Annotated in this window: 13 protein-coding genes; 5 read left to right on the forward strand and 8 right to left on the reverse strand. The window is 43.4% G+C overall.

Annotated features, from left to right (window positions below; genetic code table 11):
- Positions 1-704 precede the first annotated feature (704 nt).
- Genes QZU58_RS07255 through QZU58_RS07275 form a run of 5 tightly spaced genes read right to left on the reverse strand, consistent with a single transcriptional unit; the run spans position 705 to position 6,538 of the window.
- Complete coding sequence (locus QZU58_RS07255; RefSeq protein WP_294495862.1) at positions 705-1,463, reverse strand: protein phosphatase 2C domain-containing protein; 759 nt, start codon at positions 1,461-1,463, stop codon at positions 705-707.
- Positions 1,460-3,370, reverse strand: a complete 1,911-nt coding sequence (locus QZU58_RS07260; protein WP_294495863.1) for an AAA family ATPase — start codon at positions 3,368-3,370, stop codon at positions 1,460-1,462. The genes QZU58_RS07255 and QZU58_RS07260 overlap by 4 nt, the downstream gene beginning before the upstream one ends.
- The gene (locus QZU58_RS07265; RefSeq protein ID WP_294495864.1) at positions 3,357-3,980 is read right to left on the reverse strand and encodes a 4Fe-4S single cluster domain-containing protein; all 624 of its coding nucleotides are present in this window, start codon (positions 3,978-3,980) and stop codon (positions 3,357-3,359) included. Before QZU58_RS07265 ends, QZU58_RS07260 begins: the two co-directional genes overlap by 14 nt.
- Complete coding sequence (locus QZU58_RS07270; protein WP_294495865.1) at positions 3,977-4,774, reverse strand: FHA domain-containing protein; 798 nt, start codon at positions 4,772-4,774, stop codon at positions 3,977-3,979. Before QZU58_RS07270 ends, QZU58_RS07265 begins: the two co-directional genes overlap by 4 nt.
- 42 nt (positions 4,775-4,816) lie before the next feature.
- Positions 4,817-6,538: a hypothetical protein gene (locus tag QZU58_RS07275; protein WP_294495866.1), complete on the reverse strand. Its 1,722-nt coding sequence runs from the start codon at positions 6,536-6,538 to the stop codon at positions 4,817-4,819.
- A 920-nt stretch (positions 6,539-7,458) separates the two neighbouring features.
- Here QZU58_RS07275 and QZU58_RS07280 point away from each other — a divergent pair.
- The 3 genes from QZU58_RS07280 to QZU58_RS07290 all read left to right on the forward strand — a co-directional run bounded on the left by QZU58_RS07280 (position 7,459) and on the right by QZU58_RS07290 (position 13,897).
- On the forward strand, positions 7,459-10,425 hold the full coding sequence (locus QZU58_RS07280; protein ID WP_294495867.1) for a sulfatase-like hydrolase/transferase: 2,967 nt from the start codon (positions 7,459-7,461) through the stop codon (positions 10,423-10,425).
- Between the two features lie 185 nt (positions 10,426-10,610).
- Complete coding sequence (locus QZU58_RS07285) at positions 10,611-11,894, forward strand: TerB family tellurite resistance protein (protein WP_294495868.1); 1,284 nt, start codon at positions 10,611-10,613, stop codon at positions 11,892-11,894.
- Positions 11,895-12,409: 515 nt separating this feature from the next.
- On the forward strand, positions 12,410-13,897 hold the full coding sequence (locus QZU58_RS07290) for a hypothetical protein (RefSeq protein ID WP_294495869.1): 1,488 nt from the start codon (positions 12,410-12,412) through the stop codon (positions 13,895-13,897).
- Positions 13,898-16,286: 2,389 nt separating this feature from the next.
- On the opposite strand, the gene recN is transcribed toward QZU58_RS07290, so the two are convergent.
- Positions 16,287-17,957: a DNA repair protein RecN gene (gene recN, locus QZU58_RS07295; protein WP_294495870.1), complete on the reverse strand. Its 1,671-nt coding sequence runs from the start codon at positions 17,955-17,957 to the stop codon at positions 16,287-16,289.
- A 223-nt stretch (positions 17,958-18,180) separates the two neighbouring features.
- Positions 18,181-19,059: an NAD(+) kinase gene (locus QZU58_RS07300; protein ID WP_294462017.1), complete on the reverse strand. Its 879-nt coding sequence runs from the start codon at positions 19,057-19,059 to the stop codon at positions 18,181-18,183.
- Positions 19,060-19,713: 654 nt separating this feature from the next.
- Here QZU58_RS07300 and QZU58_RS07305 point away from each other — a divergent pair.
- Complete coding sequence (locus QZU58_RS07305) at positions 19,714-21,168, forward strand: tetratricopeptide repeat protein (protein ID WP_294495871.1); 1,455 nt, start codon at positions 19,714-19,716, stop codon at positions 21,166-21,168.
- A 111-nt stretch (positions 21,169-21,279) separates the two neighbouring features.
- Here QZU58_RS07305 and QZU58_RS07310 read toward each other — a convergent pair whose 3' ends face one another.
- Entirely contained in the window at positions 21,280-21,669 is a 390-nt protein-coding gene (locus QZU58_RS07310; RefSeq protein ID WP_294462011.1) for a (deoxy)nucleoside triphosphate pyrophosphohydrolase, read from the reverse strand.
- A gap of 217 nt (positions 21,670-21,886) precedes the next feature.
- Here QZU58_RS07310 and rlmD point away from each other — a divergent pair, with 217 nt between their 5' ends.
- Positions 21,887-23,224 carry a 23S rRNA (uracil(1939)-C(5))-methyltransferase RlmD gene (gene rlmD / locus QZU58_RS07315; protein WP_294495872.1) on the forward strand — a complete coding sequence of 446 codons (1,338 nt, stop codon included), beginning with the start codon at positions 21,887-21,889 and terminating at the stop codon, positions 23,222-23,224.
- Positions 23,225-23,339: the final 115 nt, after the last annotated feature.

Consider the following 23,339-nt stretch of genomic DNA (forward strand, 5'->3'; position numbering starts at 1 on the left):
TTGCAGGATGCAACTCAAACATAAAGGAAGATCCTTTTTTATTCAATGCATAAATAATTTTTATTTTTTGCAATCACATAAAAAAAGTGATTGACCCATTTTTTTTTATGATATAAGATTAATTTATATGGTTTTATAATGTTAAAACGGTGATTAATTTATATTAATGGATTTGGTCATACAATTAATCTGAATTAATATAATACAAAACGAAGTTAAAAATCATAATTAATCTGATACTTAAAATGGGAACCGAATGGTTTTTCCATGCACTTCTGCCGTTTTACGCATCCGTCATCTGATTTTTGGGTGGTGATTTCCGTTATTCTCTGCAAAATTTCCGGCCTGAACGGCGGTATGGAAATTCTCATGTTTCACGTCGCAGTACTCTCCCACTGTCATTTTTACCTGATTCTAATACGTAAACATATGTCCGGTTAACGGGGAACTGAGGTTTGAATTTTATCCATATACACCGGCTGACCAGAATCCTCAGGTGTCTTTAAAATGTGTTTTATTAAGTAATGACACCGGCAGGTTAATGCCTTTTTTAACGTAAAAAACAACATGATTGAATTGATGTTTTTTATTCTGTTTACATGTGTTTTTCCGGATTTGCAGCAATCTGCAGGATTACACTCGTGAGTCTGCATGACGGACATTCCGTTCATAAACGTTCCTGCCCGTCGGTGCCTGTCCTGTATTTAGAATTCGGCGATCATTATCGTCATGTCATCTTCCGAGCCGTTTCTGAGGGCTTCTTCAATGATTAGTTCCGCCTTTTTCATGGTTGAGATATCGGTGCGGTTCAGTGTGTCTTCAAGAAAATCAGTGTCGGTATACTCATGAATGCCGTCACTCGTGAAGATAACGGCTTTCAGGCTGTCGGTAATGGGGATTGTTCCCGTCTGGATTCTCTTGAGGTTTGAGGCATTCCCCGCGCCCATGCAGCTGTAGATTTCGTTTTTCGGTGCCTTTTCGGCCGCTTCAACGTTTCCCGTATCAAGAAGCCACTGGTATATGGTCTGGTCGTCGGTTACCCGTCTCAGGTAAATGCCGTTAAGAATCTGAATGCGGGTGTTTCCGGTGTGTGCGTATATGAGGGAGTTTTCCGTTAGGTGTGCAAGGCTTAAGGTTGTTGCCATTGCGGCGTACCTGCCTTCATCTGCGGTTTCGGCATGCGTAATGAGCTTTGCGTTGATATCCCTGATGATTCCTTCCCATGCTTCGTGGGCTTCGGGAGGTCTTCGTGATGAAAGCTCATTCAGCACGAATTCGGAAGCCCTGCGTCCGCCCGGCAGCCCGCCGACACCGTCGGCAACGGCAAGCAGTGCGGGAAACGCCGCGTTCATCTCTGAGCTGTTTTCATGAATTACAACAGGATCCGCACCATTGCCTGCAACCAGGGTACAGTCTTCACAGTGCTCGTGATTACCCGTAACTGAAATGCAGGTTACTATCATGAATCAGCCTCCTTCTGCAGGGTACAGTCCAGACTTATCCGGTTACTGCTGCAGATGACTCCGTTTACGCGGATTGTTTCATCCTTGCGTATTCTGTTGTCAAACATGTATCTGGACAGCGGATTGATAAGGTATTCCTCAATGATGTTGCCGATGCCTCGACCGCCGTTCTCAAGGTTTCCGGCAGCCGCTGTATTAATGGTGCGTACAGCCTCATCACTGAAGGTTATGGTGATGTTCTTTGTTTCGAGCAGTTCGCGCTTAATCTTATTAAGCAGGGAATCCGTTATTCTGTTTGCGGTTTCCGGTCTGATGAAGTCAAACACCACAATGTTTTCACCGATACGGTTGAGTATTTCCGGTCTGTTGAGTTTGAACTTGAAGAAGTTTTCTATGGCGGAGATTACCTTGGTCCGTATTACTTCATAGCTTTCATCCGGTTTTACGTTCTGTATCCTTTCATGGTTTTCATTCTCAACGTATATTCCCAGATTACTGGTGAAGATTATGATGCATTCGGAGAAATACACGGTATTTCCCTGACCGTCCGTCATTCTGCCGTCTTCAAGTATCTGCAGGAATTTGTCGAGCACGGATGGATGAGCCTTTTCAATTTCATCAAAGAGAAGAATTGAGAAAGGATTGTTTTTCACGGCATTGGTAAGCTGACCGCCTGTCTCATATCCCACGTATCCCGGAGGGGCACCCAGAAGTCTCTGATCACTGTGAGACTGGCTGAATTCGCTCATGTCAAATCTTATGCAGCGGCTCTCATCTCCGAATATTTTCTGTGAAAGGGTCTTGGCAGTTTCCGTTTTACCTGTACCGGTAGGACCGGCAAAGAACAGAACTCCCTTTGGCTTTGTGTGGGATGAGTGCTGCAGACCGTTCATGCCGGTAACCGCACGTTTAACCACGTCAAGAGTTCTGGCAATGGCATAATCCTGTCCCTGAACCCTTTTTCTGAATTCATCTTCCGCTTTATCGAAGTCTTCGTAATGAAGATTCTCCCACGGATTATCCTTTACGCCGTAACGGTAGAGATCCACGACCCTGTTGAGCTCACTTATGCGGAATTTTCTGTTTTTGCAGAGAATGCGCAGATCGTTGAGTGTGGTATACGTGATTCCTTCGGTAATGCCGGTGAACTTTTCCTTTATTTTTTTCAGCTCCTCCAGACCGGATTCATCCTGATATCTGACGATGTCTGACTGATAGATATCCCTGTCAAAGAAGGATCTGAACTGCGTATCAATGAAATTGAAACGTTCTTCCCTTGTAGGAGGTGTTATTCTTATGGTCTTGCTGAGGGGATTGTCCAGATAAAACCAGGCAGGGAGGTCATTGACCTTCTGGGTTAGAAGCACCACGGTGTTTCGCAGATGGGTTCCGTTTTCGGTAACGACTTCACGGCTGTTCATTACAGCTTTCTGCAGTCTTGTAAAGCTTTCAACGTCTTCAGGCTGTATCTGATTCGGAGCCACAATGTATCTGGATGCAAAGTCCATGATGACTGCAGTCGGCTCAGCCTGCTGACCCAGTGCCAAATCGATGTACTGAGTGGCTCTGGCGCCTCTGCCGCTGAAGAGGGCGGGAATTCTGCCGTTTTCAGCATCGGCACTGACAAGTTCGGCAAATTCACTGACGGCGTTAGGATTGTCGGTAGCACAGTCATTATAGAATCCCGTGATGTGGTCGTAGAAAACCACGTGTCTGTATCCCAGATTCTTAAAGAATGCGTAAAGATAGTCACGGAGGTTTACGATGGCACCCTTATCCTGATAGTCATTGTCCTCAGGATATACGTACCTGTCCATTATGTTGCCTTCAATGATTATCTGAGGCTTGATTCTGTTAAAGATACTGAGTTCATTATGCCACCTGGGCAGTTTTTCAAGATTGTCCATTGTCCTGTCCTGTAAGTCCCTTTTCCAAAAGACGTTTTTTAAGCTCTGTTTCATAGTCGGCACCGTGAATGCCTACAGATATGAAACCGTTTCCGGTTCTGAAATTCTGAACCTGATTATGTCCTTCCCTAATGTATTTGAGATACCGTTCCCGGTGTCTGTCCTGAAGAATGGTGATTCTCTGATTGTCTGAGCCCCTGAGAAAGCAGTTACGGTTGCGTTCACGTATGTACCTGCCGTCAATGAGCACGGTGACGTAACTCAGAATGTCAGCGTTCTCTCTCCTGAAATCCTCATCATATTCAAATCCCGTATAGACAAGTATGTCGTCGGAAATGTCCGCAAGATGCGGGAGCAGTTCCCGAAGAGCCTCCTGCTGCTGGAAGGGTTCGCCTCCCGTCAGCGTAAAACCGTCAATTTTCCCGGTCACGGCCACGCTCTTAATCATTTTCATGATCGTGTCACAGCCAGTTTCGTATTCAGGCTTTCTCTTCCACAGTTCGGGATTGCTGCAGCCGTGACAGCCGTGTGTGCAGCCGGCGAACCAGATGCCCATACGGTTTCCGGGGCCCAGAACCTTTACGGGATAAAGAAGTCTGGCGACATTCATCGGTCATACTCTACGGTAAATGAACCGGCACCGTCGGTGTTCCAGCGACCTCCGAGTGAAACCCTGTCACCGGATTCCAGAAGACGCTGTCGGCCTGCCTCGATCCTGCCGTCGTTAACCATGGTGCCGTTGGAACTGTCAAGATCCCTTATCGCAATACGGCTGCCGACTACGGTAATTTCCGCATGTCTGCGGCTGGTATAATGGCAGTTCCTTAGATAACCTGAAAGTGTATGCTCGCGGCCAATCACCAGTGTCGGGGTGTCGTCAGTGATTTCAAGGATTGTCCGGTCTTCGGCGTCCTTAAGTCTGGCCACATGTCTTGGCGTATTCAGCTGAGCCCCGGCCTCACGGTTTTGTGTCCTTCCGTCGGAAACCGTGTTTGTCAGAGCTTCTTTCGGCAGAAATTCCGGCTTTACGGTTTTAATTGCTTCCTTACAGTGCACGCATATTCTGGCGACACCTCTGTTGCGGTGCCCGCATTTCGGACATATTTTTACGTACTCCATGCCGTCATCCGATGCCGCGGAGCCGTTATCAGAAGAGGTGTTCCCGATGGCGGCAACTGATGAAGCCGGGGCCTCCGGTACTTCATTACCGTCTGCCTGAGCCTCAGAAGCCGGGAACTTTTCGTTTTCTGCTTCAGGTATTCTGTGACTTTCGGTGTCACCTGTGACCGATTCCTGTCTTACGGTTGATTTAACGTCCATGATGTCACAGCCGCATTCTGAGCATTCTGCTGCCGAAGTAGGGTTTTCCGTATGACAGTGGGGACATATTTTTACTTTTGCCATTTTTTTACGCCGTTGATACGTTATTCGTAATTATTTTGCAGGTTATTTGTCAATGGTAAGATGCTTTTTTTCCTCCTGCGACGCAGTGTGGCGGCCGGAGGTCATTATTTCTTCCATTGTACGTTCGTCGATATCGTAGTCAGTGAGGTTAAGAATCTGACTGTATTCTGCGGATGGAGGAAGTTCATGTCCCTCGAGCAGTTCAATGCCTCGGGCCTTGAGTTTTTCCTTTATCATGCGATAGTCACTGCAGAAGTTTTTCATGTCCTCTTCGAGCATCATGGCTTCTCTTTCGTCAGGTTCTCTGTCAGTGGTGTCAAGTCCGCCGAGTTCCATGCAGACGTTATTGTCTTCATCAATTGTTACGCCAATTGCGGTATTGTCGGCAAAACGGTACAGGGCTCTGTGATCTGCTCCGGAATAGTCGGATTTTCCGTAACCGAGAACCTCATGTCCCATTTCCTGCATGATTTCGTCAATGCTCTTTCTGATGTAGAGTTCCTGCTCACGCAAATCGATAGCCTCCCTGAGGTCGGCAATGGCTGAATCCATGTGAACGAGACTTGATTCGGTGAGTGCGAATCTGGCAGGAACGGCTCCTAACTGCTGACACAGAGTTTCATAGGTAAGGAGTCTGTCGTTATATTCATTAAGAAGACTGTTCCATTCTGCAATATCGGCACTGATTCTTTTGATTTTTGGTTCAATGCTTATTGAGAAGAAGCTTCTGAGATAATCCGGATCACCTGCGTGAGCCTCAGTGGCCTCAGCCCACAGCTCCTGAAGATTATTCAGCTTTTCCGCCTGTTTTTCCGGAACGTTACGTGAGGAGACAGTCTCTGCGAACTTTCGTCTGGCGGTATCATAAAGCTTCTGAAGTTCAGCGGTTTTTTCCGCACGCTTTTTCTCGGCTTCTGCAGCTTTTCTTGCTGCTTCTGCCCGTACCTTCTCCTGTTCTTCTTCCTCACGTTCCCTGATTTTCTGCAACAGGGTGGAAATATCATCAGACAGTCTGTTTACGTAATTCGATACTATGAGATCCCTGGTTTCCGCACAGGAAAGGGAAAAAGTGGAGACGGCTGCTCTGACAGCCTGAAGTCCGTCAACTGCTTGTCTGAGTTCGTTCTCGTTATCGCCTGCGGCTCCGGCTTTGGAAAGCAGTTCGCTGAACTCCGAACTGCTCTTTTCATGCTTCTTGTGCAGACCTGTATATGCTTCCGGGGATTTGATGTCATACTGGCTGATTTTTTCCTGAAGCATGTGCAGCTGTGTTTCATTTTCACGCAGTATGCTGCCGATTTCCTCGCTGAGACTGGAAACGGTCTGTTTCAGTTCGTTAAGCCTGCGGAGCTTTTCACGGTATTCTCTGTCAAGGCGTTCTTTTTCCTCACTGATTTCCGCCAGAATACGGTAATGTTTTTCTTTAAGTGACCTGAATGAGTCATATGCGCGCATAACTTCAGTATCGTCCGCAGTCATTTTCAGATGCAGACTTTCGATGTCTTTTCTGATGGCGCAGATTCTTTCACTGACATCTTTTTCCGTAAGTACGGTAAATGAGCCGGAGCGTTCAGCATTTTTCCGTAACTCGGCCATTATTTTACTGACGGAAGGGGAATTCTGCAAATTCTCCAGAAAGTCATTGCGTTTTCTGCCGAACTCAATGATTCTTCTTTCACGCAAAAGCTCCCGTTCGCGTCTTCTGCGCATTTCCTCAATCTGTTCTGCGGTTAGCTGTACACGCCTTGTTTTTGGGCCGCTCATTGTAACCTCGGTGAGTATTTGTTTAAATTTTCCTGTGCAGGTAAACAATGTTTTAAAAGATAATGTTTACCATAAGACAGAGGTATTTTATGTGGTAAATGTCCTTATATCAATCAGAAGCCGCCTATTTGCCGCAAAATACTTACGGAATCTGAATGAAACCGACATTTTTAAACTGTCTGCCACCGATTTCCGGTTTGTCTGAAGGGGCGTTTAACATCACCCCGGAGATGCTCTGCCTCAACTGATTCTGCTTAGGTCCAATAAAGTTTCCGGCATGAGAAAAATCGGTTTTGTAAAACGTTATGAAGCATGAGACCTACTTGTTTAAAAAAATTACAGTCTTTGTAAATTATGGAAAAGAAAATGTTAAATAAGTGTAAATAAAAGATTAAAAACTCGCCAAACAGTTCAAAAAAACATGATCGTGTCGTCTTAAAATGACAGTTTTACTCACTTGTCGTTTATTATCTGAAAAATTCTGATAAATTAGATACTGAATTAATTCGTTTTTCCTGCTGAAAGCTTGTATCTGTCGCAGTTTCAATGATGTGACCGGACAGAAAAATACATTTTCGCGGAAAATGTTGGATATGACTGATTCCAGTGTCCGTCTCCAATAATAAAAAGAGATGCATGTCCGTCAGGGATGCGGAGTGTGTCCGTTACAGACAGAGGGAGATCGGGGAATGCCGGGGCTGCAGCTCCGGTTTTACGTGATGATGGGAGGCTTTTCTTCCTTTTACCCTGGACTCCGGGTTTGTTGCGGAACACGATGAACCGTCGGGATGCCTCGGGAATACGGTCTGACAACAGATGATAATAAGAAAGTATCAACGTTGGCTGATTACATACACGTGCGTGACGATATAGGATGCGCTTCGGTGTACTGATCATATATGATAAATGGATTTTGAATTATGGCGTTCCTGCGTACGATTGTTATTTGTTTGATATCTGCAGTCCTTACCGTGGTAATGAATCTGCTTGGTCTGGGATTTACCGATCCGGTTGAGTTTTCATATGAGGTTAGGGCAAAGTATTCCACTGACACCAGAGTATATTCACTGGGTGACGGCAGAACGGAGTTCAACGAGAGGTTCAGTTCTCCGTATCTCATTTCCAGCACCGATGATTTCGAAAAGGTCGTAATCCCTCTTAAGAATACCAATCGTCTCGAACAGATAAAGTTTGAAATTGATGATTCACATGATACTGAGATATGTTTCAAGAATTTTACCATTTCAGGCAGAAGCGGTACTCATGAACTCATCACCGAACGCTTTACCTATAATGGCCTTACTCCTCTTGATGCAGGTACTGAAGATCTGTGCTTCAATGTAAAGAAGAATGATTTCGATGCGGTTCACGAGAAGCCTTATCTTCTTTCAGGCAACTTTATTGAATATACCTCTGTCGATACGTTCAACAAATGGCAGCTGTTCTTCTTCGCCGGCCTCGTATGTCTGTGCTCTCTGGTATGGCAGATTGTTCTGGCTTCGTTTGAACATAATTACCGTCGCGTCCGTATCCCTGACTACGTATCATTCATTATTTTCCTTGCCATAGTGGAATTTGTATGTCTTTTTGCCCTCAATGAGATTATGAGAGCCTACGTTTTCCACAATTCAAATCTCATGCTGATAATCAGCGGCGTAATGGTTGCAAGATTCGTATGCTTCTTCTTCCGCATGATTATCAATCATAAGTATGCCTGCTTCTCACTGCTTCTCCTTGTTCTGATGATGCTCGTCCGTTACTGCGTGTTCCGTAATAATGTGGGCATTGTATACCGCAGTGAGTTCATGGGGTATCTGCACATCGTTAAGCAGGACTTCCCGTTTGACGTTGCCATCGTGCTGCTGTTTGCCACTGCAATCTTTGTTCAGCACCGATTCCTTAAGATTACCCTTTCTTCAGTTGCGGTCGTATCCGGTTTTCTGATGTTCCTCGACTACATCATGAATACCGAAAAGTCTGATCGTCTGATTTTCTCCAGAATCGGCATTGATACTTTCGGCTACCAGAATCTTCGTGAAGTACCTAATGCTATTAACCACTACATGTCTACCGGTCAGGGTGTTCTCACCTGTGCCGTCGCTACCACAGTTATCTGCATGCTGGTGTTCATTTTCACCAACAACAGACTGAAATTCGGCTGGCTGAAGTTCTTCTCATTTATTGTATTCATAGCCCTGTCTGTCGGTGTATATTTCGTAAACATCGGAACGGACAGTGTGTTCAACAACAAGTTCTATAACATGGTGGACGTGAACAGAGGTATCGAAAATCTTGATTTCAGCCGTCTGAGCGCATCATCTACCAATGAAATCATCACCCAGCGCAAGGGTCTCGGTCACAAGAACAACGTTGTTGTTCTCGTTGTTGAATCTCTTTCAAGCTTCTCCAGCAAGCTTTATGAGGAAAAGCTCGATCTGACTCCGAATCTTGACCGTATCGCCTCAAACAATATCTGGTTCAAAAACTCATATTCATCCGGGTATGATTCAGACGTGGCAAACTATGCGTTCCTTACCATGCGTCCTTTCCTGCACAACGGTTCAAACGTTGCCGATCCCCGTCTTTACAGATCAACCATCGCCCGTGATTTCAGAAAGGCCGGTTACAAGACTATCGTAATGTACTCATCAAAGCCAACCGAGGCCGAAAGAACCCAGTTCGATAAGGCAGGCTTTGAACATCTGTTTGACTATATGCATCCGAACTATCCGGACACGGCTCCTCGTTATGATCACGGCGCCCTGGATGACAAGGTTCTGCTTCAGGAAGCCGCCAAGAACATTCGTTTCTGGTCAAACAACAAGTACAGCAAGGATAAGTTCTTTGTTGAAATCCTGACTTCATCAGGTGCTGCTCCTTACGTTGTTCCTGTCGAAAAGCGTCTTGATCCAACGAAGGTTGAATATGATTTCGCTACGGTAACAAAATTTACAGATGAGGCAATCGGTGAATTCGTGGCTGAACTTGAAAAGATGAACTATTTCAGGGATGGTATTCTTGTAATCGTTGGTAATCACCGCGCTCCGGTGACACTGTCAAAGAGAGAGTATGATCTTTACGGACAGCTTGGTATTACCAGAGTGCCTCTGATTTTCATTGATAAGCATCAGAGACCAAGAAAGTATGAGAACGACGTTTCAACCATTTCAATCGGTGAAATGATTGAGTATCTTGAACTCGACAGCTACCAGTCAAGCTCAATGAGAGTGAATCCTTTCGTGGCTGATGAAAATGAGATTATCATCTATCAGCAGCTTTCTCCAAGAAACACCATTCTTCTTAAGAACGGTGATACTTACGGTGAATTCTATATTTCCGGTAACAAGTCCCGTATTTCCGGAAATCTTCGTGACAAGGATGTAATCTTCACCAATCTTGTGGCCATGTTGACCAAGGGCAGAACTGATGGAAGAACATCTGCGGCAGAAAGTGTTTCTTCAGCCGAATCAGATGCTGAAAGATCAAGAAATGATTCCTTCTTCAGTTTTGACAAGCCTCTTCACGATGATAATCTGAAGGCCGATTCAGCTGATGAAGCCGCTGCACCGGAAGAGAATAACGAAGCAGATGCCGTCACACAGAGTCCTGACGTTGACTTTACTTCCGGCAGCTATGCTGACGATGAGAATGTTCCTGACATTGAAAGAACAATGAGACAGCAGGAACGTGAGGAAGTCGCCGCAAAACTTAAAGAGGAACAGCAAAGGCTTGAACGCATAAAGGCTGAGGCCGAAGAGGCCAAGGCGAAGGCTGATGAAGCCAAGAGAAGGGCGGCTGAAGCAAAGAAGAAGGCTGACGAGGCCAGAAAGAAGGCCGCTGAAGCAAAAGCTCAGGCTGAACAGATAAAACTGTCAAGTCTGCGTTAACAGTCTTAGTGCAAAGGGCCGGCTAAATGCCGGCCCTTTGGTTTTTCATGTATGCCAGATTGCCGGCAGTGTACAATTTACGATTGCAGATTTCCGATAAACATGTAATTTCCCTTGTGATAATGATAAAATCTATAAAGTGACTGAGATTTTATTTTGTTCAGATTCCCGGTTTAGGATGTAAGATGAATCGTAAATCTTCCAAAAAAAATACCGTTTTTCATCAGATGTTCTGGCTCCCGCTGGTACGACTCTGGATGTTCTCCCTGTCTATTTTCAGATATATTTACGATAATCAGGTGATAAGAACATTTATGTCTGTGGTAGTTTCACTGCTTTCGAGTGTTATCGTCGTATCGGCATTTTTCATAAGCCATTACCTGTTCCTCTTTTTTATTCTCATTATTCCGATTTCCATCGGGCTTGCTCATCTGTATATGATTATGACATATGGCGTTGAAGGCGCAAGGGCAGATCTGAGGCAGATAAAAGAAGATTTTCATGACAGAATGTGGCGATACGAAAATCAGATATCCGGAGATGAGCGTGACAGCAGGTATCTGCACATGGTGTATGAAAACGAACCTGATAATCTCAGCTACAGAATAGCTGGATATATGGTGGCTCTCGGAGGCGGCGTGGATTCAGACTGTGTAAAGCAACTGAACAGCATTGTTGCCAGCGGTAACAAAAGTAAGTCTGCCATCTACGTGCAACGTTTTTATGAAGGTCTCGGCAATAATTATAACCTGCAGAATGACATCAACATGTATGTCATGAAGACCTCTGAGGATCATGAACAGAGACTTAAGTTCATAGACATGCTTGTTGCCCTCAGTTTTATTGATAACAATATTCACGTTGATAAGTTTAAGTTCATTAGGGAAATGAGCGAAAGGGTTGAAGTTAATGATAAGGAACTGAACCGTATTCTGAATACGAGGACCAACGGTCAGTACGGAGTACGTTACGGCATTAACGACATGACTCAGGAAGAAAAGAAAAAAGCTGATTACGAGCTTGAGTACGGCACTGTTGAAACCTTTGCACTGACGCTCATGGGCTATGTGGCCTCCGCCGATCGTAATGTCTCCAACGAGGAATACGATCTTTTTATCAGTATGATCGAGGATATGCAGGAAAAGATTGCTCAAAACAAGGAAGATGAATACGTTAAACGCTTCCACAGAGGAACTTCCCCTAAATATAATCCTCGGCAGGACATTCAGCTGTTTCGTAAAAAATACGGGAATCAGCTGATTAAGTACCGTGAGCTGCTTTCACTTCTTATTAAGATGGCTTATGCGGATGGAGAAGTAAGCAGGGCTGAATATGACAGAATCCTTAGAATAGCGGAGCTTCTTGAACTGAAGGAGGAGGCTGTTCAGTCAATACTGTATGATCAGACCGGAGGCAGGTTTGGTAGAAAGCCTCAGCTGAAACAGCTGTCTTCGGATTTTTATCGTTAAAACGGCATAGTAATCCGCTGAACGCTACAGTTGTTGATTTGTCTGTTAATTGCATAAAGGGGCGAAAACTTACATTTTCGCCCCTTTATCTTCCGATATCTTTTGGCAGACGTTATCCATGTGTCTGATTTATTAAAACAGAGGAAAAATTCGGTTACGGCAGGTTTTTTATGAGGCATGGCGTAATTTTAACCGTATATGTAAATACAGTATAAACATAATGTTAATTATCAGTTATATAATTGTATTAAAAGTGATTAATTTTTAGAATTGATCCGTTCTTAAATTGATTATTTGCCAATATAAAGTAAAATGATATTAATGTCATTTGAGTTCCCCTGATGTTAAAGACGACAGGGCGGCCGAACAAAAAGCTTAATAAGAACAAAAATATAAATATAAGAATAGCAGATAAGCACAGACTCGATAATAAAGGAAACTCGGCCGAAAAATACTCCATGGAGCAGAGCGTGTGTGACAGGGATAAATAAATTTTTTATTGTGGGATTGTCCTTATGTCAAACAAAACTCGTCATACTTCTGAGACTTTTACGGAAGTTCCGTTTTATGATGACGCACATATACACCATACCGCGAAGACACTGGTGATAAGCAGTGTCGTCTATAATCTTTATCTTCTTTTTGTGCCGGCATGTCTGTGTTTCCTGCTTATTCTTCCTTTCATAATCCTGTGGTATTCCGGAATATTTGAGGATACGATTTATTTTTTTGACAGAGAAGGTGCCATAATCCCAATCCTGCTCTGGGTTCTCATTATTCTTCTGATTATCGTATATTTCTTTGTATTCTTTAACAGAAGAAATAATCTCTACATAATTCTTGGAGTGATAAACATAGGTAAGGCTTTATGTACCATTCCGGTTCACGTATGCAGTTATCTTTTTTCTCTGTGGGATAATGAAAAATGCCGTAAGTTCATTGTCGGTGTCATGCCTCCCGGGGTAAAGGATGTTTCCGTTATCGGGATTGTCAGGGCATTTATCAGTGCAAACTCTCTGCAGAAGAGCGAGAGTCAGGTGTTCTCTGCATATGCCAGAGCAAGACAGACTGAGGAGAAGGAGCTTGCCGCACGTGTGGCTGAACTATACGGATATGCGTCATTTCTGAACGGAGGCAGTCCTCTCTGCAAAAAGGCGTTTCTTCATGGTGTAAGACTTCTTGATTCCGCCAGAATAAAGGTTCTTACGGCTCATTATAACAATGGTATAAGTGATTCCGTGGATGCGGATGACCTGCTGAAACAAATAGGCTCCCTTGTTCCTGATGAACTTTTCAGACGCAGGGACCTTCTCAATACTCTTGTTACTGTAGTCTATGCCGCACAGAGCATCAATGATAAGACCCTTGAGCTTATTGAACATTTTGGCGAGGTTCTTCGTCTTCCTGCTGAAGATATTAATTATTCGTTAAAGTATTACGCCGGCGGCAGGTATCAGGTTTCTGCCCGGAAAAAGACAAAATCCGGAACCAGACAGGACAGAAGAACCGCAGGAAATGCCAAGGCTGACAGTCTCTTTCCGGACATGAAATCCGAGAGCGTAAAAAAATACATCAATCGTGAGGCGGATCTTCTGCTGATGTCACTTCTCGGCTATATTATCGGCAGCTTCGGTGAGCTTGATGAGGAAAAGCACGAGCTTCTCCTGAGAATGCTTGATTCCGTCGGTATGCCGGCAGATGAACAGTACATAAAAGCCTTTGAAGCGGGAGCCTCTGTAAAGTATGCTCCTTATGAGGATATAGAACATTTCAAGGAAAAGTACCAGAAGGAAGATCCTGATGAGATTAAACTTCTGATGCTGAAACTTATCCGTATGATGCATGTCGACGGTGACATTTCCGAGAGAGAGCGTCTTATTTTTTCCCAGATTGGACTTGGGTTCGGATTCCATGATGCTCAGACCAGGAGCATGATTGCCAAGGAAAAGAACCGCATTGACGCCATTGAGGCCGGACATCGTCTGAACGACAGTACGACCTGATTTCATTTTTAAGTGATATAAGCCCCTTCTGAGAAGGGGTTTATATCAAATCTTCACCTGCAGTTTTGTTCATTTTTCGCGTAACACTCCGGTTGTGTTACATGGTACTGCTATGAATCCGTTCCTTCCTCCGGCATCTTTCCGTAAAAAATTAAATTTAATTATTTATGGAGATGTTGTAAGAACCAGGTCTTTATCTGAATCAGAATAAACGCAATGATTATCAGTAGAATAAATTAGAGAAAGGCAACTTTGCGTCCCTATATGAGAATCAGTCCGTGAAGGACACATGTCCGTATTCAGTTCGAAGATGGTAGGGATTCCCAGCACAGGACCGCCATTTGGCGGTAACACGGTCTAGGGTATTTATACAGACTGTGGCTATGTTAATTCTAATGACGGTTCCTATTTTTGCAGGATTCTGAACAGCGTGAAATAAAATGAAAGTCATGAACGTCCGGTCAGATGCTTCCTCTTGGGAGTGCCGGTCGGCGGAGATTACGACAGATGCAGGATTAAGGCTGTATAAGCGGAAAAAATAAAACTCAGCCACAAGCTAAAAGGCTGAGTTTTAGAAAACGCTAATTTAGAATAGAATAAAATAAGTTTATCGGGTAAGATGTTTCTCGAAAACAAAACATCCACGCGTAAGTTATACGTTAAATGTTAGGCAAACTCGTACCGTTCGGAGTGTGCTTTGGAAGCGGAATCTCCGGTCTTCTGAGTTTGTTGTTTTCCGGTAATATCATCTTTGTATCCTCTCCGAATAACGCAATCCTTTCAGATCCTTAAATGATTTACATTGCATTATTCTTTGGTTTATGAAACTCTGACTACCTCCCTGATTCCGACAGCTTTGAGGACGAAGCCGGAATCAGGGACACTTCACCATAAAAATATATCAAGCACCGCATAACAATGGTTTGAGGACTTAAACGATCAAATTCCGGAAGTAAGGAGGCCGGACATCATTACCAGGAAGGAAATATTAAAAAGCTGGTGATGTTTCTGATCGTATGCTGGTATGCGACGAAGGATAATAAGCTTAGGGTAAATAAGTAATGCAGAAACTGCAGTTACCGATACTCTGACCTGTCAGTCTGTTTTTCGCTTCTGCGAGACCTGACGGTGAGCTGTATCCAAATCGGCATTGGACGGTAAAGGCTTACCGGATATTGAATTCTGTCATAGTTTTATCCTCTGTGTTAATGATACTGATTGCAGATTTTTATTATTTTTATGTTTATTTATCTCTTCCCGTAGAGAACCGATCTTTTATGTCGGCTTATTTCTGCAACTGTTATTATTTTTTCGATTACGGATTTATCCGTTATTGGTTTTAAATACTTCGCTTACTTAACGTAGCTGAAGTGGTATTCACGGGTTACCGGTGCAATTGACTGGTAATCTGACTTCTTGATGAAATACTTCATGTTAAACTTCCTTGTTAAATATAAATGCTTAAAAATTATGTTTTGAGTAGTTTAAATTTTTGAGCAAACTGAATTAAACGAATTGTGTGGATTATTTAATTTCAGTCTTTAGTTAATAAAAAAAAGTTGCTGATTAGAAATTCTGCTTAACGTAGCTGAAATTATAATCACGGGTTACAGGAGCCAGAGCGGCATTGTTTACTTTCTTTATAAAATATCTCATTTAATTTTTTCCTTAAAATGTTAATGATTATTATTGATAACGTGAACTGTAGTATTCCCTGTTCACGTTGCACATGATAGTTAGACTCATTTTTTTATACAAGTCTTTTTTTAAAAAAAACTAAAAAAATTACATGAAAATATTTTCATACTATTGAAAACGTTGTCAGAACTATGGTAAAAGCCAAAAAAATGAAACAAAATACGTTAAAAGTATGATTGTAAACAAAAAATTTTGTTTAACATTCGTTTAACATGTAATTAAATTACATAAAAACATTAAAAAACGTGACAAATAACACCTGTTTTTACTATAAAAAATAGAAGTTTTCTACGTAGATTTTGTGTTAAAACGCACGCTAAATAAATCGGATGCAAAATTTAATGTGTCGTGAGACGTTTAAATTAAAGGTTTTATAAACTTTTACGTAAGATGCCGGAAGTACCATTACTGGATTCCGTGATTCAGTCTTTATCGGCAGATTCGTGCAGATGATTAAGATATAAGCAGAAAAGTGCCGTCAAGTCAGTGAAAACAGTGATTTATTCCATGTGGTTGTGGCTCAGAACTGAGCAGATTTAGAAATACTAAACGTTCTATATGCCTGCAGGAGCATTATGGCTGGTGCCGGATTGCCGTGATATCAGGACTGCAGAGGTCAGAATGGTTAGATGACCGTACTGGCGGTCGGTAAAAAGGGGCTCCGCGAGAGCCCCTGACCGTGGTTAATTCATTATTCCGCAGACTGAGTTGCCAGAAGTTCTCTGGCGTTTGCAAGAGCTGATTCAGATATTACGGGGCCACCGAGAAGTCTTGCAATTTCCTTTTCCCTGCCGTCGGCATCCAGTTCAGTTATGGATGTCACCGTTTCATTATCAATATCTTTTTTAAGAACCTCATACTGATTATGTGCGGAGGCCGCCACCTGTGGCAGGTGGGTTACGGTAATAACCTGAGAAGTTTTTGCCAGTCTGCGCAGCAGTCTGCCGGTATTGGCTGCCGTAAAACCGCTGATCCCCGTATCAATTTCATCGAATATAAGAGTAGGAGCCGATATTCTGTTTGCGGTAAGAACAAGTATTGCAAGGGCAATACGGCTGATTTCACCTCCGGATGCGGTCTTTGATATAAGATCCGGTGTCATGCCGGCATTGGCATTAAACTTAAAGCATACGCTGTCTATGCCGTTGTGATGCGGCGGAACTTCGGTAAATTCAATTTCAAACATGGCATTAGGCATGGAAAGTTCATGGAGCATGTCGGTTATCCGTTTTGCAAATTCCACGGACATTTCCTTTCTTCTGCGGCTGAGTTCCTCAGCTTTTTCCATAAACGCCTTCTTGGCGGCCATTACATCGGCGGTTCTTGCTTCAATTTCGTCTTTTATGGAGGAAAATTCCCGGGTTTTATTCTGAAGTTCGTTCAGAACATTGTGCAGTTTATCTGGAGTGACGGCATATTTATGAGACATGTCGTTGTAAAGAGCCATTCTTTCATTAATGAAGTTAAGTCTTTCAGGATCCGATTCCAGAGTTGAACTGTAGCGGCTGATTTCTCCGGCTGCGTCCTCAAGCTGGATTCTGGCGCTTTCAATACTCTGAAGTATCGGTGTCAGACTCTTATCAATTTTTACTAGAGAGTTCATTCCCCCGAGAAGTGTATTTACGGATGTCAGGATACCTCCGTCATCGTCGGCAAGCTGACCGTGTACGTTTATGCTGTTCTGCAGTAGGGTCTGTACGTTGCTGAGTCTGTCGTATTCTTCCGAAAGTTCCTCAAATTCGTGTTCCTTTGGGGCAAGTCTGTTCAGTTCCGCAATCTGGTAGAGGGTTAGTTTGTACTCCGCAACCATATCCTTCTGGAGATTCCCGAGTCTTGTTACTTCGTCTTTTCCTCTGGAATATGTGTAGAATAAAGATTCCACTTCACTTAAGAGATTTCCCAGACCGGCAAATGCGTCAAGATACTCAATCTGGTGTTCGCTTTTTAAAAGAAGCTGACCGTCATGCTGACCGTGAATGTTGAGAAGTCTTGATGAAAGTTCTCTCAGAACAGTGGTGTTTACGCTTCTGTCATTTACGAATGCCCTTGAACGGCCGTCCTTTGAGACTGTTCTTCTTACGATGCACAGTTCGTTGTCATCGGAGAGGAGATCGTAATCCCTGAGCAGCCCGAGAGCTCTGGGTGAATCAGACAGATCAAAGGTTGCACATATGCTTGTGGCGCCGGAACCGCTGCGCACCGACTTTGAGTCGGCTCTGCCTCCCATTACCAGTTCCAGGGCATCCACGGATATTGATTTACCTGCACCGGTTTCACCGGTGATGGCACTCATTCCCTTGTGAAGGTTTAACGTCGCTTTCTTCACGACGGCGTAGTTTTCAATTGTTAGGGATTCAAGCATTTGTTCTCCTTGCGTCCTTGGGTATTAATAAAGGACTGATTCGGGCATCTACTGTTTGGAAATTATACTATTAATTCGCGCGCAGATTGCATGTTGAGTAAAAATAAATATTATTCGTATATTTTTTAAGCAGAAGCAGCCGTAATGCATAATGTGAATTACGCAGTAGGTTGTCGTAATTGCGGGAGACGGACTGTCAAACCTGAAATTTTGATGCAGGCGGCTAGTCGACAAGCTTTGTGCCGAAGCCGAGCTTTGATCTCAGAACCTTGAAGTAATCATAGGTATGAGGGTGACAGATTCTGATAGGGACTTTATGTTTTTCAATGCATATTTCGCAGCGGTCATCGGCGTTCATGATGATCTGACCGTCACAGCTTACGGTAATTTTTTCCGGAGTAAGTCTGTTCCTGAAGCTTACCTTAATGGAACTGTCTCCGCTCAGAATGCAGGGACGAAGATTCATCGAATGAGGGAACATCGGAACGAGAGACACAACATTGAGGGATGGTTCGATTATCGGACCTCCGGCTGAAAGATTGTAGGCGGTTGAACCGGTAGGGGTGCTTACAATGAGGCCGTCGGCTTTCTGCGAGTACATGAACTTGTTGTTGACAAAAATTGAAAAATCAATCATGTGGGCCGTCTTTACGCCATGTATTACGGCCTCGTTGAGTGCCAGTGCCTGCTGGCATTTTGGTCCTTTTATGGTAGTGGAAAGAAGGAACCTTTCCTCCAGGACATATTCTCCCTTGAGAATGCTGTACAGCGCTCTTCTGATGTTTTTCGGTGACAGATCGGTAAGGAATCCGAGATGTCCGCGGTTTATGCCGAGCACGGGAATACCCACATCGGTGATTTTTCTTCCCGCACTGATCATTGATCCGTCTCCACCGACTATAATCATGAGGTCGGCTGTTCCTGTCATTTCATTAAAGCTCAGAGTTGGCAGATCCAGTCCCAGTCTGGCATTGGTTGACTTTTCGAGAATGACGTTTATTTTCTGGTCAACAAGAAAATTAACGATTTCTATCAGGGTAAATACTACAGATTCATCATTGATTCGGCTGTATATGATTACTGACTTAATTTCTTCTGACATGACGACACTCTCTCGTGTTTTCTGCTCCTGATTAAACCCCGTTCAGTTTAAACGCGGCTGCGGGGGAGCTTCCCTGCACTCCTTTTCAGTATTTGAAACAGTTTAACACAAAATCAGGCCCGCTTGTTTAAATTTGCTGTCTCCTGCAGGTACTTTACCTTATTCGGCATATCTTATGCGCACAATTATACGGTGCTTTTAACAAAGGAAGATTAGTACCGTTTGCTGCCGTTTCATCATTAAAAACGTTTAATAATTTAACATAATGTTAAAAAAATGTATAATGTAAATGCGTGCGAAGAATAATCTGATACGGACCGCTGCTGCAGGCGGTTTTACCTGACATATGTTCATAGTCTGTCTTGTTCGCAGAAAGGCAGAGGCACGCCGGCACCGCCTCCTTAAATGGTGAAAACTGTTTATATTTTATTCATTTAGCCTGTTTTTCGGCCTGTTTGGATTTAACAATGTCGAGGCTGTAGCAAAATATGGTGCATGGGCTTTCATGTTAAAGCCTATTACATTAACATGTCTTATTATAAATTAGCTGATATCTGCCGCAGGGATATTGCTCTCGGTGTCTCCTGATTAAGGATGATTAAAGACCGGCGGATTAATAATTACTATAAAACGATTTGGGAATGGGATCGTAAGATGAAAATAAAAACTCTTGCTTCCGTAATGCTTTTATCTTCTTTAGTTCTTACAGGATGTTTTTCAAAGACGTACGAAGAAGGTGTTAAAGCTTTAAAGGAAGGCAGGCCCGAAGAGGCAAAGGAAATCTGGGTAAAGCTGGTGGAGTCAAAACAGGATGATAACGCAATGTTTGCGTTATACAAACTCGGAGATACGAATCCTGACATTATGTCTCTGGATGAATCTCTGGGGTATCTTCACATGGCAGCTGATGCCGAAAGAACTGATGCCGAATATGAATGGGGGCTGTTTTTAATCAATCAGGGTAAGTTTGACGAAGGTTATAAATACTTCGACAAGGCTGCGGTATGGAAAGAGGAGAGAGCACTCCGTTATCTAGACAAGTATCACGAGGTAAGAGAATTCCAGATCGGCGCTGAAAAGGAAGACCCTAAGAGCATGTATGAATATGCCAAGTGGCTCCTGAACCAGAAGGATCCTTCCCAGCAGCAGGAAGGTTACAATCTTGCGAGAAAGGTTGCGTTTACGGATTATGCTCCGGGACAGGCTCTTTACGGTACTCTCCTGTACGAAAAGGGGGATTATCAGAATGCGCTATCCTGGTTTGAAAAGGGTATGCTTCAGGGAAATCCTGAATGTGAGTACTACATTGGTATGATGCGTATTCAGGGTAACGGCATTTTAAGAAATCCTGCACAGGGCGTGGAAAATCTTAGGAAGGCTGCTGACAATGATAATCATCTTGCCCAGTTTGAGCTTGGCAAGATCTATCTTAACGGTGAACCGTCAGCAGGCATTGAGAAGAATTTTGATTTGGCATTCCACTACATCAGTAAGGCTGCCGGTGCAAACATGCTTGAAGCTCAGTATATTCAGGCAACAATGTACGATCAGGGGCTTGGCGTTCCTAAGGATAACGTAAAGGCCATTACACTTTACAAGCTTGCGGCTGAACACGATCATATCAAGGCTCAGTCAAAGCTCGGCGAACTGTACATAAAGACCGGTGACTCACCAGATGTTCGTGAGAAAGGTATTGAATGGCTCAAAAAAGCCATCGAAGAACATGACAGTGCCGACGCTAAGAACTCTCTTGCATATGCATATGAAAAGGGGCTCGGTGTTAAGCAGGATTACAGCAAGGCGTACCAGTGGTATAAAGAAGCAGCTGACGTTGATGTGGCTGCCGCACAGTTCAATATCGGTGTGATGGTTGCTAACGGCAGAGGCGAACCTAGGGATATGAGTAAGGCTTTCTATTGGGTTGAACAGGCGGCCTACAATGACTATCCGTTGGCTGTTGTTGCAATTTCCACTATGTATTCCAAGGGTATTGGCGTAGACAAGGATAACAGCAAGGCCACCTTCTGGAAGAGTAAGGCTGACAGTTTAGGAATTACTGATTTTAACGATAAGAAGGCAAAGGTAATTGAGCTTCTTAATCTTAAATAGAAACCGGATTTAACTGTCCAGTAAAGGGAACCTTAAGGTTCCCTTTATTTTTGGTGCCCGGTGCGATTATCCGGACAAAACGGTTCTGATTACGAAATCCCGTTATCCGGCTCAGATGGATTCCGTTCTGATTCTGTCTATCAGACTGAGATCTGCGGGGAGCCAGGAAACAGAATCCAGCTCTTTGGTTTCCAGCCATCTGGCATCACTGTGCTCAAGCAGCTTTATATGACTTCCCGCAAGCGTACAGAGATATGTTTTCATGGACAGATGAAAGGTTGGGTAATCATACTCCACGGTATCAAGAAGGCTCTTTATGTTAATCTCTGCATCCAGTTCTTCTCTGATTTCACGCTTCAGTGCTTCTTCAGGATGTTCGCCCGGTTCAATTTTTCCACCGGGAAATTCCCAGCCTCCGCTGAATTCACCATAGCTTCTTTGGGTTGCAAAAATTTTATGATCCTTTATGATTACTGCTGCCACGACGTTTACTGTTTTCATGTGCTTTCCTGAACTACAATGAGTATTTCGGTTTGCGATAAATGTTTGATACGGATTGCAGTCGGCATTTTGAATGTTGTTGAAAAAGCCGTTACTGCATGACGGAATCATTATATATAATTGTCACCGAAAAGGTAATTATATATGATGTGCGACAATGTCTGTGAGCATTTCGGATTCAGACTTCTTCGAGTCTGATGATTTGTCGGAGTAATGTATGAGTGATGTTTTACGTGTTCAGGTAGTGGACCTTACCGAAGACGGTGAAGGAATTGCCTTTGGCCCGAATGGTATTAAGATATTCATTAAAGGCGGGTATCCCGGAGATGATGTCGAGGTGACTCTCTACGGAATAAAGGAAAAATATGCTCAGGGAAAGATCATGCGAATTGTCAGTTCGAAGATTCCGAGAATTCAGCCTTTCTGTCAGAATCAATGCGGTTCCTGCTCATATACCGATCTTGAGTACAGGACAGAAACTGCTCTCAAGGAAAGCAAGCTTCTTGAGCTTTACGCAAATACCATGGGAAAGAACTACGATGAATCACTTTATAAAGGATTTATCGGTATGGAGTTTCCGTTCGAGTACAGAAACAAGGCTGTTTATGCAGTTGAAAAATCCGGTGATGAATATAAGGTGGGGCTTTATCGCCGACAGTCACATGCTATCATTGACATAAGATGCTGCAGACTTGAGCCTGAATGGATTAATGCTGCAAGAAACGGAATCCGTGATACCCTTAATTCCGCAGAATTCAGAAATCTTACAACCTCTTCTGAAAGAACTCTCCGATATCTGTTTTTACGTGGTTCTGACAAAGGAGAAAAAATTGCGGTTCTTGTTGTCTACTGTAGATTTCCGGGAATTGATCTCCTTACGGATAAATTGAATTCACTTGGAATAAATAACGTTCTTCTTTCTGTAAATCAAGAAGAAGGAAACAGAATTCTCGGCGATACCATGAGTGTACTTACGGGTGATAATACCATTAACGTAGAACTTCTGAATCTTAAATTTAAGGTTAATCCGTATTCTTTCCTGCAGATAAATACCGAGCAGACGGCCAAACTATACAGAACCGCAGTAGATCTGCTCTGCCTGGAACATGACGATTCAGTTCTGGACCTATATTGCGGAATAGGGACAATTTCACTTTATATGGCTGGAATGTGTCATAAGGTATTTGGAGTTGAGTGTGTCAGAGAAGCAATTGATAATGCCATAGAAAATGCTCTTGCCAACGGTATTTCTAATACCGATTTCAGAGTTGGTCTGGTTGAAAAGATTCTTCCTCTGATTCTGGCTGAGGGACATAAAGTGACAAAAGCTGTTCTTGATCCGGCAAGAAAGGGCTGTGCGCCGGAAGTGTTTAAAACTCTGTCAGGAGCTGGTATCAATACGATTGCTTATGTTTCCTGCAATCCGAAGAGTCAGTGTCGTGACATTCTCATTGCCATGCAGTACGGATACAAGGTAAAAAGTATCCGTGCAGTTGATATGTTTCCGCATACATCCAGCGTTGAGACCGTAGCCTTACTGTCAAAAGAGAAATAGATTTGCTCTGAAAGCCCTTGAAATCAAAGGATTTGCGGGGTGTGGTGCTTTTTAAACATGACTGTAAAACAGGATTTTTGCTGTATGTAGGAACATATCAAGGGCGGAAGATACA

It is taken from the genome of uncultured Ruminobacter sp. (genome assembly GCA_902764345.1).
GTDB lineage: Bacteria > Pseudomonadota > Gammaproteobacteria > Enterobacterales > Succinivibrionaceae > Ruminobacter.

Excerpts from the sequence above, each read along its gene's own strand:
- QZU58_RS07300 (WP_294462017.1), bottom strand. The coding sequence starts at position 19,059 with ATGTCAGAAGAAATTAAGTCAGTAATCATATACAGCCGAATCAATGAT.
- QZU58_RS07270 (WP_294495865.1), bottom strand. The coding sequence starts at position 4,774 with ATGGCAAAAGTAAAAATATGTCCCCACTGTCATACGGAAAACCCTACT.
- QZU58_RS07305 (WP_294495871.1), top strand. The coding sequence starts at position 19,714 with ATGAAAATAAAAACTCTTGCTTCCGTAATGCTTTTATCTTCTTTAGTT.
- QZU58_RS07285 (WP_294495868.1), top strand. The coding sequence starts at position 10,611 with ATGAATCGTAAATCTTCCAAAAAAAATACCGTTTTTCATCAGATGTTC.
- rlmD (WP_294495872.1), top strand. The coding sequence starts at position 21,887 with ATGAGTGATGTTTTACGTGTTCAGGTAGTGGACCTTACCGAAGACGGT.
- QZU58_RS07275 (WP_294495866.1), bottom strand. The coding sequence starts at position 6,538 with ATGAGCGGCCCAAAAACAAGGCGTGTACAGCTAACCGCAGAACAGATT.
- QZU58_RS07280 (WP_294495867.1), top strand. The coding sequence starts at position 7,459 with ATGGCGTTCCTGCGTACGATTGTTATTTGTTTGATATCTGCAGTCCTT.
- recN (WP_294495870.1), bottom strand. The coding sequence starts at position 17,957 with ATGCTTGAATCCCTAACAATTGAAAACTACGCCGTCGTGAAGAAAGCG.
- QZU58_RS07290 (WP_294495869.1), top strand. The coding sequence starts at position 12,410 with ATGTCAAACAAAACTCGTCATACTTCTGAGACTTTTACGGAAGTTCCG.
- QZU58_RS07255 (WP_294495862.1), bottom strand. The coding sequence starts at position 1,463 with ATGATAGTAACCTGCATTTCAGTTACGGGTAATCACGAGCACTGTGAA.
- QZU58_RS07265 (WP_294495864.1), bottom strand. The coding sequence starts at position 3,980 with ATGAATGTCGCCAGACTTCTTTATCCCGTAAAGGTTCTGGGCCCCGGA.
- QZU58_RS07310 (WP_294462011.1), bottom strand. The coding sequence starts at position 21,669 with ATGAAAACAGTAAACGTCGTGGCAGCAGTAATCATAAAGGATCATAAA.
- QZU58_RS07260 (WP_294495863.1), bottom strand. The coding sequence starts at position 3,370 with ATGGACAATCTTGAAAAACTGCCCAGGTGGCATAATGAACTCAGTATC.